Raw genomic sequence first — 15,187 nt, 5'->3', positions numbered from 1 at the left:
GCGTCCCCGCTACCCGCGGTGGCCGCCTTCCTCGTCCCGCGCGGCCTTCCGCGGACGCAGAGTGACGAGCGGCGGGCCTGGCGGCGGGTCTGGCGCCGGGCCTGGCGGCCGGGCGGGGCCGTCAGCCGCCCGGGGTGTTCTCGCCCTGCGTGCAGACCACGAACAGCGTCAGGTCGGCCGCGGTGCCGCGGTGCCCGGGCCGGCTGCGGGCGTCCCGGGCGAGGTCCTTGCGCACCGCGACGGTCCACCCGGTGGCGTCCGGGGTCGGCCGGCTCTCCACCAGGTCCGCCGAGGTGTGGCCGAGGGTCCGTCCCCGGGGGGCCGAGAGGGCGAAACCGCCGCTCAGGACGTTCTCTTCCGGCGGGCACATCAACGTGCGCGGGCTGCCGTCGGCGCCGCCCCTGATCACGCCGCCTTGCACCGCCTGCGGCTGTACGGTGGTCTGCGCCACGGCTGTCGTTCCGCCGCCTGCCATGACGACGAGCACCGAGGTGCCCACCGCCGCGGCGGCGCGCTTGAGGGTCCTGCTGATCACTGAACGCGCTCCTTCCAGCTGTCCTCGCACTTCCCGCCGAAGCGGTTCCAGTCATTGCAGCACGCCCCCGACCGGAAGCGCGGCCGGACACCCAGAGTGACCACTATCGAGTGACCGTACGGGATTCGGCGCTGTGTCCACTCCCCATTGCGCACTCTGCGTGATCAAATCATCGCTGTCCGTAGTCACATGTGCGGCCTGACCGGCGTATGCCGCACGCCGTCCGTCCCGTCCGCCGGTGCGGCCGGGCTGAGGAGTCCGATGTCACCCAACAGATCACGCATCCGCCCGCGCACCGGACGGCCGGCGGTGCGGGCGGCCTGGGGCGCCGTGCTCGCCCTGGGCACGACCGCCGCGCTGACCGCGCCGCTGTCGGCCTCGGCCGCCTCCGACCCCGGGTCGGGGGACCGTGCCACGCGCGCGGTCCAGACCGGCTACCCGCAGACCACCCGCACCCTGCGGCTGAAGATGCTCACCGAGACGCAGGCCAAGGACAACGCGAAGTTCGACCCGGCGAAGTCGGGGAAGTTCACCGACTACTTCTCCAGCCCCGACTTCGGCGTCCATGTCGCGCTGCTGCCGACCGGCAGGGTCCTGCTGTTCTCCTTCGAGAGCGTCGAGGACAACCCGCAGAAGGAGCCCGCGCCCACCGACGTCATCGGCAGCCGCAACGCCGGCCGCGCCTACGTCTGGGACCCGGCCGCCGGTGAGGGCCCGGCGGCCTTCAAGGCCGTACCGCCGCCGGTGGTCAACATGCCGGACGGGACCGACGAGCCGCGGCCCGCCCCGTTCTTCTGCGCCGGCCACTCCTACCTGCCCAACGGCATGATCGGCGTGTTCGGCGGGAATCTGGGCGGCAACGGCGGCACCGGGGCCAAGCTCGCGCTGGTCTTCGACCCGTGGACGGAGACCTGGCACCAGCAGCAGGATCTGGCGGTCGGCCGCTGGTATCCGACCGTGGTCACCGACGCCGAGGGCCGGCAGGTCATCATGTCCGGCCAGTCCGAGCTGGGTTGGGGCACCCCGACACCGGTCATCGAGCAGTTCCCGGCGAAGGGCGTCCCGGTCCCGTCCGACCCGGCACAGGCTCCTGACGGCGTCGCCGCCGACCAGTGGTCCTCCGAGGCGCCGTACCGGATGGACTACCCGCACCTCTTCGCGCTGAACGACGGGAGGATCTACGGCTTCGGCCGCGACGCGGACCAGGAGTGGCGCTTCGACCCGGCCGACCAGTCCCGTACGCAGCTGCCCGACCGTCCCGACGGGGGCCTGCGCAACTACGGTTCTGCCATCGCGCTGCCGGGCGGGACGCAGGGCCCCGACTCGGTCCTGGTGCTCGGCGGGAACCGCAACGACCCGAACACCTACCGCTTCTCCGGCGGCGCGTGGCACAAGGACACCCCGCGCGCGTTCGGCCGCACCCAGGACGACACGCTCATCCTGCCCGACGGCACGCTGCTCACCGTCAACGGCGCCTACGACATCCGCAACTACGGCAACGGCGACCTCAACCCGAACGCCGACCTGAAGTACCGCCAGACCGAGATGCGCGACGCCGACGGCACCTGGCGGCTCGGGCCCGCCCAGCGCCTGCCGCGCGGCTACCACTCCAACGCCGTCATCCTCCCCGACGGCCGGATCATGGTCACCGGCGACGAGCTCCAGCAGATCGCCAACAACCCGGACATCACCTCGGGCCAGAACGGCACCATCGAGATCTACGAGCCGGCCTATCTGCACCAGGGCGCCCGACCGGTGCTGAGCAGCGCGCCCACCGGCCCGGTCGGCTACGGCGCCGACGTGCGGGTCGGCACCAGCACCCCTGACCAGGTCAGCAGGGCGGTCCTGCTGGCGCCCATCACCTCCACCCACTCGGTGGACACCAGCCAGCGGCACCTGGACCTCCAGATCACCGGCCGTGCCGGGAACCAGCTGGAGTTGAAGATGCCACCGTCCGCCAAGGCGGCCCCGCCCGGCTACTACATGCTCTTCCTGCTCAACGACAAGGGCGTGCCCAGCGTCGCCAAGTGGGTCCGGCTGGCGCCCACTTCCTGAACCACCGTCCCAGCCCACGCCCCCCGGGGGCGGCCGCCGGCCGCCCCCGGGGGGTTTCGCTGTCCCCGCCGCCTCGGGCCGGGCCGGGCGGTGGCACGGTGTCACGGCGCCCGTGCCGTGCACGGAAAGCGGCCAACCTGCGGCGCCTGGAAGGTACTTCGGTGACAAAGCGTGGTAGCAGGGCAGGAAGAGACCACCCGGGTGGCATGGCACCCGCAGCCCGGGCGGTGGGTGCCGCCGGGCCGGCGGCGTCCGGGAAGGAGCGCCCTGATGGAGATCGACGCCGACGCGCTCGCGGTCGCGCCGCTGGACACCGCAACCGCCCGGGATCCGGGCCTGTCCGGGGCGAAGGCCGCCAACCTGGCCCGCGCCGCCGCGGCCGGCCTGCCGGTACTGCCCGGCTTCGTGATCGTGCCCGCCGGCCGCGCCCCCGGCCTCCCCGGCGGTGGCGACGCGCTGCGCGCCGCCGCCGTCTACCTGGTGATCTACCTCTACCGCTGGGAGTGGCAGCGCGCGATCGTCGCGGGGGTCCTGCTGCTCGCCGTCGAGGGTTTCCTGGTGCTGGTGGTGATGCTCGGCAGGCTGGGCCGGATCGAGCGGCGGCTCGCCGAGGCCGACAGCCGCGTCGACGAGATCAGGCGGCGTCTCGAGCACTCCCGCGACGAGCGGTCGGCGAACGCCTTCCGCTGGCTCGGCGGCGACCCGCGCCGCGACGCCCCTGACGGTACGGGCCGGACCTTCGTGTTCGTCCCCGTGCTGATGGTGACCGGAGCGGCGCTGTCCGGACTGGCCTGGGTGGTGTAGCGGTTCGCCGCCCTCACCGCCCGCCCCGGCGCCGAACGCCGCCTGGCGGGCCGGCTCGCCCCGCTGGCCGCCCCGGTGGGCGGCGTCCGCGGCCCGCTGCCGCAGTGGGAGGACCGGCCTGTCGTGCCGCGTCCGCACGTGCTGCGCACGTCGGCCGCGGTGCTCGGCTCGCTGATCGCCGTCGTGCTGCTGGTCCTCGGCGTCAGAGCCCTGTCCGACGCCACCGAGACCCGCGCCGAGTCCCGGCCGAACTCCGCCGCCAGCATCGTGGTCTTCCAGATCCAGGTGCACGGCGGCAACAGCGAACAGGCCCGCCGGCTCGCCGCCCAGGACCTGTGGGAGAGCTGCCGGCGCTCGACGTCCGCCGACAGCCCGGCAGCGAGCCTCGACCGGCTCTCCGGCGGGGTCTACGCGGCCGTCGTCCGCCCCGCGCTCAGCTCCCACGACAAGCTGCGGCTGCGCGGCTGCCTGACGGACGCGACGGCCAACCGGGCGACCGCGACGGTGCTGGGCGACGGTGACGCGATACGCGCTCACTGACCGTCAGGCCCGAGGGGGACACGGCGGCGGCAGGTACGCTGCTGGCACGGTCGCCGCCGCCGGCACGGCTGCGGCGGCTCCCGTCCCCGGCCTTCCGCCCAGGTGGTGACCCGCGCTTGCCCCCGTCCCCGGCTCCCCCCGTCGCCCCGCCCCCACCCGTCCTCGCCCCGGCCCCGCGACCACCTCTCACGTACCGGCAACTGCCGCGCCGGCTGGCGAAGTTCCTGGTCCTCGCGCTGCTCGGCTACGGCGTGCTGTGGGCCGGCTCGGCCGGCGGCATGCTCGCGCTGACCGGCTGGGCCCGCCACGACGCCTCCGGCGGGCGGCACACCGCGGCCGGCATCAACCACTTCCTGCGCGTCGACGGCAAGGTGTGGCGCGGCTCGGCACCCGCCCAGGCCGGCTACCGCGAACTCGCCCGGCAGGGCATCAGCACCGTGGTCGACCTGCGCGCCGAGCACCTGCCCGCCGATGAACTGGCCCGCCCCGCCCGGGCCGGCATCACCGCGGTCCGGCTGCCGATCCGCGACGGCCAGACCCCCCCGAGGCGTCAGGTGGACGAATTCCTCGCCGTCGTCCGGCAGTCGCCGGGGCCGGTGTACGTGCACTGCGGCGCCGGCGTCGGCCGTACCGGCTCGATGATCGCGGCCTACCTGGTGCGCACCGGCCAGGCCACCGTCCACCAGGCCACGGTCAGGACGCTGGCGGTGGGCCCGCCCTCCATCGAGCAGGTCTACTACGTGCTCAACGTCTCGGCCCGCGGCGCGGCCCGCCCGCCCGCGCTCGTACGCGGCATCAGCCGGTTCTTCGACGCCCCGCGCCGGATCAAGGCCTCGCTGTGATCCGCCCCTCGGGACCCGACGGGTCCTGAACCGTCCGGCGGCCACGGGACCTCCCGTGGCCGCCGGTGGCGATTACCTGGCGCGGCGCGCGACCGTGAAGTGGTCGATGCGTCGCCCTGTCTCGGCGATGGCGGAGACCGTCAGCGTCGACTCGCGGCCCGGGCGGGCAGGTTCGACGTCCACCGAGACGAACGAGTAGCCGGTGTAGCGCACCCGCGACCAGTGCACGGTGTCCACCACGTGCGCGCCGCCCTTGGCCGAGTGCCAGGTGGTCACCGTGTCCACCCGGTTCTCGCTGCCCTCGAAGGTGTCGGGGGCCGGGAAGTCGTAGAGGCTGCGGCCCGCACCGCCCGCGGTGATGTAGACGGTGCCGTCGGTGGCCGGACGGGTGGTCTCCCCGATCGGCACCGCGTGCGCGACCGCGCCCTTGCGGATCGCGTCGGTCCGCTCGTAGACGTGGTTGTGGCCGTTGATCACCAGGTCGACCTGGTGCTTCTCGAAGATCGGCACCCACTCGGCCTGCACGCCGCCGTCGGAGGCGTGCGAGTTGGTGGTCGAGTAGGCGCAGTGGTGGAAGAAGACCACCAGGAAGTCGATCTCCCGGCGGCCGCGGTAGCCGGCCAGGGTGCGGTCCAGCCACGCGGTCTGCTTGCCGCCGGTGATCCCGTAGTTGGCGGGGATCTCGTACGACACGTCGTTCGCGTCGAGCGCGATCACCGCGGTGTTGCCGTAGACGAAGGAGTAGGCGCCCGGCTGGTTCTTCGGGTCGTGGCCGTTGCCCGGCAGCGTCCAGCGGGCCTCCTGGCCGCCGTAGCCGTTGGGCGAGTACCAGGCCTCCATGTCGTGGTTGCCGGTGGTGACCATCCACGGCACCCGGGCCGACACCGACTCGGTCTGCGCCAGGAAGGAGTCCCAGGTGCGCGCGTCGTAGTCGGCCGCGTCGCTCTGCTGGCCGGAGCCGTCCGGGTCGGCGTAGCAGATGTCGCCCGCGTGCAGGTGGAAGGCCGGGTTCTGCGCCAGGATCAGCGAGTCGTTGGCCAGCGCGTGGTAGCTGACGCCCTGGTCGCCGAAGGCGGTGAAGGTGAAGCGCTCGCTGCGCGCGGGCGCGGTGGTGAACGAGCCGATGGTGGCGAAGGCCGCCGAGGTCGCCGGGTCGAAGCCCTCGTGGCCGACGCCGTAGTAGTACGTGGTGCCGGGACGCAGGCCGTCGATCCGCGTGTGCAGGTAGAACTGGTCGACCGGCGGCAGCTTGCTGTTCAGCAGCTGCGGGGTGTGCAGGTCCCGGACCTCGGCCTCGATCCTGTGGCTGAGCGACCAGGGCTGCAGGCCGATCCGCACGAACGGCTTGCGGACCGCGAGCGGCACCTGCCAGGAGATGGTGAACTGCGTCTTCGGGTCGGCCCCGAACTGCAGGTGCCGCCCGAACGGGGCGACCAGCGCTCCGTCGACGTGGTGGTCGGTGGCCGGCCGGGTGAGCAGTGCCGGGCTGGTGCTCTGGGCCTGCGCGACCCCGCTGAGCAGCCCGGACGCGGCGACCGTGCCCGCGGTGGCGATCCCGCCGAGCACCATCCGACGGCGCGTCACCTTGGACCGCAGATACTCGTGCTGCTCCGCCATGCTCATCTTCGCTGCGAGCCTGGCGTCAATACCCGTGTGAGGTGTGTCCATGCTGCGCAATCTGGCAGCGCCGGGCAACCGCCAGGGGACACCCGGGTGAACGTCGGATGTCTGCTTCCCTCTGGACGGTGGGCAGTTGGCCGCCTGACCGGGGTTGCCCGCCCGCGTCACCTTCCCCGCTGTCACTGCGGCCCCACCAGCCAACCCCGCCTTCGATCATCCGTCAATACCCCGGTGGTCGGCATCTTTTGCAGGCCGGGTGAGGGCTGTGGGGGATGTTCCGCAGGGTTCTGCTTTTTTCGTTGACAGCGGAAAAGAATGATCCTATGTTTCCGGCCATGCGCCCAGCCCCTCTGCACGCGACGGTCCCGGCGACGACGCCTGCCGCCTCCCTGGTCTTCACCACCGTGCTGTCCCGCGGCCCGCTCACCCGGTCCGAGATCGCCCGGCGGACCAGGCTGTCGCCGGCCGCGGTCACCAAGGCGGTACGCCCGCTGATGGAGGTCGGCTACCTGGTCGAGGACCTGGACGAGGACGCGCGGCCCGCCGTCGGACGCCCGGCCAACCTGGTGCGGGTGGACGGCGGCAGGGCGCTGTTCATCGGTGTCAAGGTGACGGGCGACGAGATCATCGCCGTGCTCACCGACCTGTGCTGCCGCATCCGGGTCGCCCGGCACGCGCCGCTCGGCGGGCGCGAGCCCGCGGCGGTGCTGCCGCCGCTCATCGCCATGGTGCAGGAACTCCTCACGGAGGCGGACGGGTTCGGCGTCCCGGTGTCCGGTCTCGGCATCGCCGTGTCGGGCGACGTCGACCGGGTGGACGGCGTGGTGCGCTACTCGCCCTTCCTGGACTGGCGGGACGTACCGCTCGCCGACGTCGCAGGCACCGCGACCGGGCTGCCGGTCACCGTCGACAACGACGTGCGGGCGCTCACCGTGGCCGAACAGTGGTTCGGGGCCGGAGTGGGCCTGTCCGACTTCGCGCTGGTGACGGTCGGCGCCGGCATCGGCTGCGGTCTTGTGGTGCACGGGCGGGTGGTCTCGGGGGCGCACGGCGTCGCCGGCGAGATCGGGCACCTGTCCATCGATCCGCTCGGGCCGCCGTGCCACTGCGGCAACCGCGGATGCGTGGAAGGCATCGCGTCGGACCCGGCGATCCTGCGCGCCGTCCGCGCCGCCACCGGCCTGCCGCTGGCCGGCGCCGCCGAGGCCCTGGAACTGGCCCGCGCCGGGGACCCGCTGGCCAGGGAGGTCTACGCACGGGCCGGTGCGGCGATCGGCCGCGCCATCGGTTCCGTGGTCAACGTCCTCGGTCCAGAGCGGGTGATCATCTCCGGTGAGGGACTGGCCGCCTACGACCTCTTCGCCGAGGACATCCGCACCGCCTTCGCCAGTTCGGCCTTCGGCACCGCCGCACAGTGCGACGTGATGACTCGCCCGCTGCCCTTCGAGGAGTGGGCGCGGGGCGCCGCGGCCACCGCGATCCAGACCTTCATCGGCCCCCACACCCCCCAGGACTAGACGCCGCGGCAGCCGCCGAGCCGCCCTTCCCCTCCGACCCCCCCTGCCCCGGAACGCGCTCCCGGTTCCGGCACGCCCTTGCCCGTACCCCCGACAGGAGGTCCGCCCCCCATGCGGTCATCGTCCTACCCGGCCCCGCACGGAGCCGCCACCGGCCCCGTGCGCCGGTCGCTCAGAGCCCTGCTGGTGCTGGCCGTCACGGCCGGCCTGGCGACGGCCGTGCCCGCCGGCGCCCGTGCCGCGGCCGCCGCTCCCGCGGCCCCGCCTGCGGCCGCCGGCGCCCAGGCGGCAGCCGCGGGCGGCACCGCCGCCACGCCGTACATGGGCTGGTCCAGCTGGAGCATGCAGTCCTCGCAGTATCCGGGTCTCAACCCGGAAGGCAGCTACAGCTACCTCACCGAGGCGAACGTCCTGAAGCAGGCGGACGCCCTCGCCACCACGCTGAAGCCGTACGGCTACGACTACGTCAACATCGACGCCGGCTGGTGGATGGACAACAGCTGGACGCCCGGCTATGACCAGTACGGCCGGCAGCGGCCCGACCCGGTCCGCTTCCCGCACGGCATGAAGCCGGTGGCCGACCACATCCACGCCAAGGGCCTCAAGGCCGGCATCTACCTGCCCGTCGGCCTGGAGAAGGGCGCCTACGGCAACGGCGAGGTGCCGATCTGGAACGCCCCCGGCTGCACCACCGCCGACATCGTCTACCCGGACCTGCGCACCACCAACGGCTGGGACAGCGCCTACAAGCTGGACTTCGGCAACCCCTGCGCGCAGAAGTACGTCGACTCGCAGGCGCGGGCCTTCGCCGACTGGGGCTACGACTTCCTCAAGCTGGACGGCGTCGGTCCCGGCTCGGCCAAGTCCGGTGACAACTACGACAACGTCCCCGACGTCGCCGCCTGGCAGCAGGCCATCGCCGCCACCGGCCGGCCCATCCACCTCGAAATATCCTGGGCACTGGACATCGGCCACGCGGCCGACTGGCAGCGGTACTCCGACGGCTGGCGGATCGACACCGACGTCGAGTGCTACTGCAACACCCTTGTCACCTGGGAGAACTCGGTCGACAACCGGTGGCAGGACGCCCCCGCGTGGAGCAGCAAGGCGGGTCCGGGCGGCTGGAACGACCTGGACGCGGTCGACGTCGGCAACGGCGCGATGGACGGCCTGACCAAGGCCGAGCGGCAGAGCTATCTGACGCTGTGGGCCATCAACAAGTCCCCGCTGTTCACCGGCGACGACCTCACCGCGCTGGACAGCTACGGCGTCTCCCTGCTGACCAACCGGGAGGTCATCGCCGTCGACCAGAACGCCTCGCCGGTCGCGCGCCCGGTCACCCCGGTGGGCGACCAGCAGGTGTGGGCCGCGAAGAACGCCGACGGCAGCTACACCGTCGCCCTGTTCAACCTCGCCGGCGCGCCGGCCTCCGTCACCGCGGGCTGGGCGTCGCTGGGCTTCGCCGGCAGCGCCTCGGTGCGTGACCTGTGGAACAAGCAGAACCTCGGGTCGTACCGGGACGGCATCACCGGGGCACTGCCCGCGCACGGCTCCCGGCTCTTCACCGTCAAGCCGGCCGGCCACGCGCTGGTGACGACGGCCTACGAGGCGGAGTCCGCGGCCAACACCCTCGGCGGCAACGCCTCCGTCGCGGACTGCGCGGCCTGTTCCGGTGGCCACAAGGTCGGCAACCTCTACGCGGGCGGCACGCTGCGGTTCAACGACGTCACGGCGGCGAAGGACGGCATCTACACCGTCAAGGTCGCCTACACCAGCGGTGATCCGCGCTCGGTGACGGTCCGCTCCAACAGCGGCAACGGAACATCCCTGCCCTTCCCGTCCACCGGCGACTGGGGCACCGTCCAGACCGTCGCCGTCCAGCTCGCGCTCAAGGCGGGCGCCAACACCATCACCTTCGACAGCGGCGCCGACGGATACGCGCCCGACATCGACCGGATCGACGTGCCGCAGTCCGGCTGACCGACCCCGGGCGGGGCCCGGTGACACCGGCCGGGCCCGCCCCCACCCCGTCAAGGCCGCACGACCGCTCCCGCCGTCCCTCACCCTGGAGTGCAGCACGTGGACATCCAGCACACCGACTCACCCGCACCCGACAACCGCCCCAGCCGCCGGGGCTTCCTGGCCCTCGCCGCCGCGACCGGCGCCACCGCCGCCCTCGGCCTGCCCGCATTCTCGGCGTCGGCGGCCCCGCAGCGTCCCACCGACTCGCCCCTGCTGTCCGCCGCCGACGCCGCGCGGAACCAGCTGTGGTGGCAGGCACCCGGCTCGGCCGGCTCGATGATCGGCCAGGGCCTGCCGGTCGGCAACGGCCGGCTGGGAGCGCTCGCCGGCAACGACCCCGCCGCCGAGCTGCTGATGATCACCGACGCCACCCTGTGGACCGGGGGCCGCAACGACACCCTGCAGGACGACGGCCAGTTCCCCTACGGCCGCGACGACTTCGGCTCCCTCACCCTGCTGGGCCAGCTCACCGTCGAGATACCCGACCACGACCTCGGCTCGGTGAACGGCTACCGCCGCGTCCTGGACATGGCGCAGGGCGTGCTGACCACCAGCTACGACGTCGGCGGCGCGAGTTACCAGCGGCAGATCTTCGCCAGCCGCCCCGACGACGCGATCGTGCTGCACTTCTCCCAGCGCGGCGGCGGCAGTTACACCGGCACCGTCTCCCTCGCCGGCACCCACGGCGAGACCACCACCGCCGACCGCGGCGGCCGCCACGCCTCGTTCGGCGCGGCCCTCGGCAACGGCCTGGCCTACGGCGCCGCGGTCACGGCCACCAGCAGCACCGGCAAGGTCGCCGTGGACGGCACGGCGCTGTCGTTCACGGGGTGCAGGGACCTCACCGTGGTCGTCAGCGGCGGCACCGACTACGCCCCGGACGCGTCGGCCGGCTTCCGTGACCCGTCCGTGGACCCGGAACGCCTCGCCAGGACGAAGGTCCTCGCCGCGGCCCGGCACTCCGCGACCACCCTGCTGCACACCCATGTCGCCGACTTCCGGGCCGCCTTCGGCGGGTTCGACCTGCGGCTGGGCACGTCCTCGGCGGCGCAGCGCGCGCTGGACACCTGGCAGCGGGTGCAGGCCCGCTACCGCGACGACGTCCCCGACCCGGAGCTGGAGGCCGCGTATCTGCAGTACGGCCGCTACCTGATGATCTCCGGGTCGCGGGGCAGCCTGCCGATGGGCCTGCAGGGCGTGTGGCTGGACGGCAACGACCCGGACTGGATGGGCGACTACCACACCGACATCAACCTCCAGATGAACTACTGGATGGCCGACAGGGCGGGCCTGGCGGACAGCTTCGACGCCTTCGCGGACTACTGCCTGGCGCAGCTGCCCTGCTGGACCGACACCACCAGGCGGCTGTTCGACGACCCGGCCAACCGATACCGCAACTCCAGCGGCAAGGTGGCCGGCTGGACCGTGGCGATCTCCACCAACCCTTACGGCGGCGGCGGTTGGTGGTGGCATCCGGCCGGCAACGCGTGGCTGTGCCACAACCTCTTCGAGCACTACGAGTACACCCAGGACCGCGACTACCTGGCGAAGGTCTACCCGCTCATCAAGGGAGCCGTCGACTTCTGGGAGGCGCGGCTGATCACCACCACCGTCACCGATGCTTCCGGGGCCACCCGCGAGGTATTGATCGCCGACAGCGACTGGTCGCCCGAGCAGGGGCCGCTGGATGCGAGGGGGATCACCTACGCCCAGGAACTGGTGTGGAACCTCTTCGGGCACTACCGCACCGCGACCCTGGTGCTCGGCAGGGACACCGGCCACAGCGCGGCGGTCGAGGCGCTCCGCGACCGGCTCTACCTGCCCGTGGTCAGCCCCACGACCGGCTGGCTTGAGGAGTGGATGTCACCGGACAACCTCGGCGAGACCACCCACCGCCACCTGTCACCGCTGTTCGGCCTCTTCCCTGGTGACCGGATCCGCCCCGACGACTCCACCCCGAAGGGCATCCTGGCCGGCGCGACGGCCCTGCTCACCGCCCGCGGCATGAACAGTTTCGGCTGGGCCAACGCCTGGCGCAGCCTGTGCTGGGCGCGGCTGAAGGACGCCGAGAAGGCCTACCGGCTGGTCGTCACCAACCTCAGGCCGTCGGCGGACGGCAGCAACGGCAGCGCGATGAACCTGTTCGACATCTACGAGGTGGAGCAGGGCCGCGGCATCTTCCAGATCGACGCCAACTTCGGCACCCCCTCCGCGATCGTGGAGATGCTGGTCTACTCCCGGCCCGGCCACGTCGAGCTGCTGCCCGCGCTGCCCGCCGCGTGGGCGGCAGCCGGCTCGGTCTCCGGCGTGGGGGTCCGCGGCGGCTTCGTCGTGGACCTGAGCTGGCGGGACGGCAAGGTCACCCAGGCGACCCTGCGCAGCGTGGGGGGCCGCACCACGACGCTCGCCGCGGGCGGCGGCTCCCGCCGGATCGACCTCAGGCCGGGGGAGTCCGTCACCCTGCGCCACCTGTAGGGCGCCGCGGGGGCGCTGGCTGGAAAACATCGGTGCGCCGGGCGGCCCGGCGCACCGGAACCCCGCGGTCCGTGACCTCGTCGAGACTTGTCCGTGCGTGATGAATGTATTAAAGTCCTGGTCATGTCCAGTGCACACAGGGTCTTCGACACGCGGTCGACCGGGGGAACCCCGCTCGTCGCGCGTCGGCATGTCGACCTGTGCCACTGCAACGGCGACCTCTGTACGCCGTGACGCGAATTCGCCCCTGAGGTCCCCGCCGCCCCGTGCCCACCCGGCCGTGTGCGGCGGCACACGACTGCCGGGGCGGCGTCCCGGCGCCTCGCGCCGGCCCTTCACCACCCGGCCCGGTCGTCGTCCGCCTGCCGCTCCTGATCCGCGTACTCGCTGAGGAGCGTGCGGCACGAGCTGCACCGCGCCGGTCCACCTCATCCGCGGTGTCCGGCCGTGTCCGCTCTCTCCAGGAGTTCCCCCTTGCCTGCCCTGCTCAAGAGAACCCCGTTCTGGGCCCAGATCCTCGGCGGTCTGGTCCTCGGCGTCGTCCTCGGGCTGATCGCCCGCGACGCCGACGTGAACTGGCTCACCGAGACCCTCACCCGGATCGGCGACATCTTCGTCCAACTGCTCAAGCTGGCCGTCCCGCCGCTGGTCTTCACCGCCGTGCTGGTCAGCGTGGTGAACCTGCGCAACGTCACCAACGCCGCCCGCCTGGCGCTGCGCACGCTGACGTGGTTCTGCATCACCTCGCTGATCGCGGTGAGCATCGGCCTGCTGCTGGGGCTCGCCACCAAGCCCGGCGACGGCGTGCACCTCAAGGCCGCCGCGCTGCCCGACGAGCTGCACAAGGGCAGCTGGATCGACTTCCTCACCGGGATCATCCCCACCAACGTGGTGGACGCCTTCAGCGAGCCCAACGTGCTGCAGATCGTCTTCCTCGCCGTGGTGGTCGGCGCCGCGTGCCTGTCGGTCGGCCCGAAGGCAGAACCCCTGATCGACTTCTCCAAGGTCGTGCTCGAGGTCGTGCAGAAGGCGCTGTGGTGGGTCATCAGGCTCGCCCCGCTGGGCACGCTGGGACTGATCGGCAAGTCCGTCGCCACCTACGGCTGGGACCTGCTCAAGCCGCTCGGCACCTTCACCGTCGACGTCTACGTGGGCTGCGCCCTGGTGATGTTCGTGGTCTACCCGCTGCTGCTCGCGCTGGTCGGCAAGGTGAACCCGGTCAACTTCTTCAGGGGTGCGTGGCCGGCCATCCAGCTCGCCTTCGTCTCCCGCTCCTCGGTGGGCACCATGCCGGTGACGCAGCGGGTGACCGAGCGGCTCGGCGTGCCGCGCGACTACGCCTCGTTCGCGGTGCCGTTCGGCGCCACCACGAAGATGGACGGCTGCGCCGCGGTCTACCCGGCGCTGGCGGCGATCTTCGTCGCGGAGGTCTACCACGTGCACCTGGGGATCGGCGACTACCTGCTGATCGCCTTCGTCTCGGTGATCGGCTCGGCCGCGACCGCCGGGCTCACCGGCGCCATCGTGATGCTGACGCTGACCCTGAGCACGGTCGGCCTGCCGCTCGAAGGCGTCGGCCTGCTGCTCGCGATCGACCCGATCCTGGACATGATGCGGACCGCGACCAACGTCGCCGGGCAGGTCGTGACCCCGGTCCTGGTCGCCTCGCGGGAGAAGATCCTGGACCTGGAAAAGTTCAACAACCCGCGCGACATCGAGGACCCCGACGAGCAGTCCGCCGAGCAGAGCGCACCCGACCGGGAGCTGGTCGGCGTCTGACCCCGGAACGCACTGCGGCGGCCCCCGGCCTCTCCACCACGGAGACCGGGGGCCGCCGCATGCGGTGCGGCGTCAGCCGGCCGCCGCGGTCGCGCGGGCCAGCTCCAGCGTCCGCTCGACGGCCCCGGGTATGTCGTCGACGGGGAACAGCGCGTGCCGTACGGTCCGCTCGCGGTCCACGACCAGGACCAGGCGCTTGAGACGCAGCCGCCCCGCGCCCCGGAAGGCCGGCAGCCGCAGGGCGGCCGCCAGTTGCTGCTGGGCGTCGGAGAGCAGCGGGTAGGGCACGGACTGGGCGCGGGCGAAGGCCGCCTGTTCGTGGGGGAGTTGGGTGCTGACCCCGTGCACCGCCACGCCCACCCGGCGGAAGTCGGGCCAGGTGTCGCGGAAGAGCTGGTTCTCCAGGGTGCACCCGGGGGCGCCGGGGATCGGGTCGTCGCCCCAGTCCACGCCGGTGCCGGGGTAGGTGAACAGCACGGTGGCGGCGGCGTCCGGGGCCACGACGTGGTGCGGGTCCCCGTCGGCGCCGGGCAGCCGGAGGTCCGCGGGCAGCTGCGTGCCGGTACGGGCGAGGGCGTGCACCCGGGCGTGCTCGGAACTGTCCGGCGCCGCCGTCGCGGTGGCGCTGCCGTCGCCGAGCACCCAGCGGTCGCCCCAGTCCTGCATGGCCACCAGCAGCGGCAGCAGGGCGAGTCCGGCGTCGGTGAGCAGGTACTCGTAGCGGACCGGGCGGCGCTGGTACAGGCTGCGGCGCAGGACACCGCGGGCCACCAGGGCGCCGAGCCGTTCGGTGAGGACCTTGCGGGACAGGCCGAGTTCGGCGGCGAGGGCGTCGAAGCGCACATGGCCGCGCGCCACCTCTCGCAGCACGAGCACGTTCCACCAGTCGGCCATCACGACGGCGGCCTGGGCGATCCCGCAGTCGGCGTCGGCGTTGTGCATCTTCATCCCGGCAGAGTACATTCCTTTTCGGAACTCACTTTGTTTTGGGTGGGAAC

Annotated in this window: 11 protein-coding genes; 8 read left to right on the top strand and 3 right to left on the bottom strand. The window is 72.6% G+C overall.

The features are described from left to right. Positions 1–121: 121 nt before the first annotated feature. Positions 122–535, bottom strand: a complete 414-nt coding sequence (locus OG702_RS02440) for a hypothetical protein (RefSeq protein WP_327287197.1) — start codon at positions 533–535, stop codon at positions 122–124. 261 nt (positions 536–796) lie between these two features. Here OG702_RS02440 and OG702_RS02435 point away from each other — a divergent pair, with 261 nt between their 5' ends. From OG702_RS02435 to OG702_RS02420, 4 genes are all read left to right on the top strand, one after another. Continuing rightward, the gene (locus OG702_RS02435; protein ID WP_327287196.1) at positions 797–2,590 is read left to right on the top strand and encodes a galactose oxidase early set domain-containing protein; all 1,794 of its coding nucleotides are present in this window, start codon (positions 797–799) and stop codon (positions 2,588–2,590) included. Between the two features lie 270 nt (positions 2,591–2,860). Continuing rightward, complete coding sequence (locus tag OG702_RS02430) at positions 2,861–3,394, top strand: hypothetical protein (protein ID WP_327287195.1); 534 nt, start codon at positions 2,861–2,863, stop codon at positions 3,392–3,394. A 123-nt stretch (positions 3,395–3,517) separates the two neighbouring features. Next, positions 3,518–3,934, top strand: a complete 417-nt coding sequence (locus OG702_RS02425; protein WP_327287194.1) for a hypothetical protein — start codon at positions 3,518–3,520, stop codon at positions 3,932–3,934. A 116-nt stretch (positions 3,935–4,050) separates the two neighbouring features. Continuing rightward, a complete protein-coding gene (locus tag OG702_RS02420; RefSeq protein ID WP_327287193.1) occupies positions 4,051–4,776 on the top strand; it encodes a protein-tyrosine phosphatase family protein in 726 nt (241 codons plus the stop codon). A gap of 72 nt (positions 4,777–4,848) precedes the next feature. On the opposite strand, the gene OG702_RS02415 is transcribed toward OG702_RS02420, so the two are convergent. After that, positions 4,849–6,444, bottom strand: coding sequence for a purple acid phosphatase family protein (locus OG702_RS02415; protein ID WP_327287192.1), 1,596 nt, complete (start codon positions 6,442–6,444; stop codon positions 4,849–4,851). Positions 6,445–6,731: 287 nt separating this feature from the next. On the opposite strand from OG702_RS02415, the gene OG702_RS02410 reads away from it, so the two are divergent. From OG702_RS02410 to OG702_RS02395, 4 genes are all read left to right on the top strand, one after another. Then, a complete protein-coding gene (locus OG702_RS02410) occupies positions 6,732–7,913 on the top strand; it encodes an ROK family transcriptional regulator (protein ID WP_327287191.1) in 1,182 nt (393 codons plus the stop codon). Between the two features lie 111 nt (positions 7,914–8,024). Continuing rightward, positions 8,025–9,893, top strand: coding sequence for an alpha-galactosidase D (locus OG702_RS02405; RefSeq protein ID WP_327287190.1), 1,869 nt, complete (start codon positions 8,025–8,027; stop codon positions 9,891–9,893). A gap of 99 nt (positions 9,894–9,992) precedes the next feature. Then, on the top strand, positions 9,993–12,410 hold the full coding sequence (locus OG702_RS02400; protein WP_327287189.1) for a glycosyl hydrolase family 95 catalytic domain-containing protein: 2,418 nt from the start codon (positions 9,993–9,995) through the stop codon (positions 12,408–12,410). 474 nt (positions 12,411–12,884) lie between these two features. Further along, positions 12,885–14,189, top strand: a complete 1,305-nt coding sequence (locus OG702_RS02395) for a dicarboxylate/amino acid:cation symporter (protein ID WP_327287188.1) — start codon at positions 12,885–12,887, stop codon at positions 14,187–14,189. Positions 14,190–14,261: 72 nt separating this feature from the next. Here OG702_RS02395 and OG702_RS02390 read toward each other — a convergent pair whose 3' ends face one another. Next, complete coding sequence (locus tag OG702_RS02390) at positions 14,262–15,137, bottom strand: winged helix-turn-helix transcriptional regulator (protein ID WP_327287187.1); 876 nt, start codon at positions 15,135–15,137, stop codon at positions 14,262–14,264. Positions 15,138–15,187: the final 50 nt, after the last annotated feature.

The organism is Streptomyces sp. NBC_01198, assembly GCF_036010485.1.
Lineage (GTDB): Bacteria > Actinomycetota > Actinomycetes > Streptomycetales > Streptomycetaceae > Actinacidiphila.
Note: the sequence above shows the minus strand (reverse complement) of the source record. Positions and strands in the feature narration are given on the sequence as shown.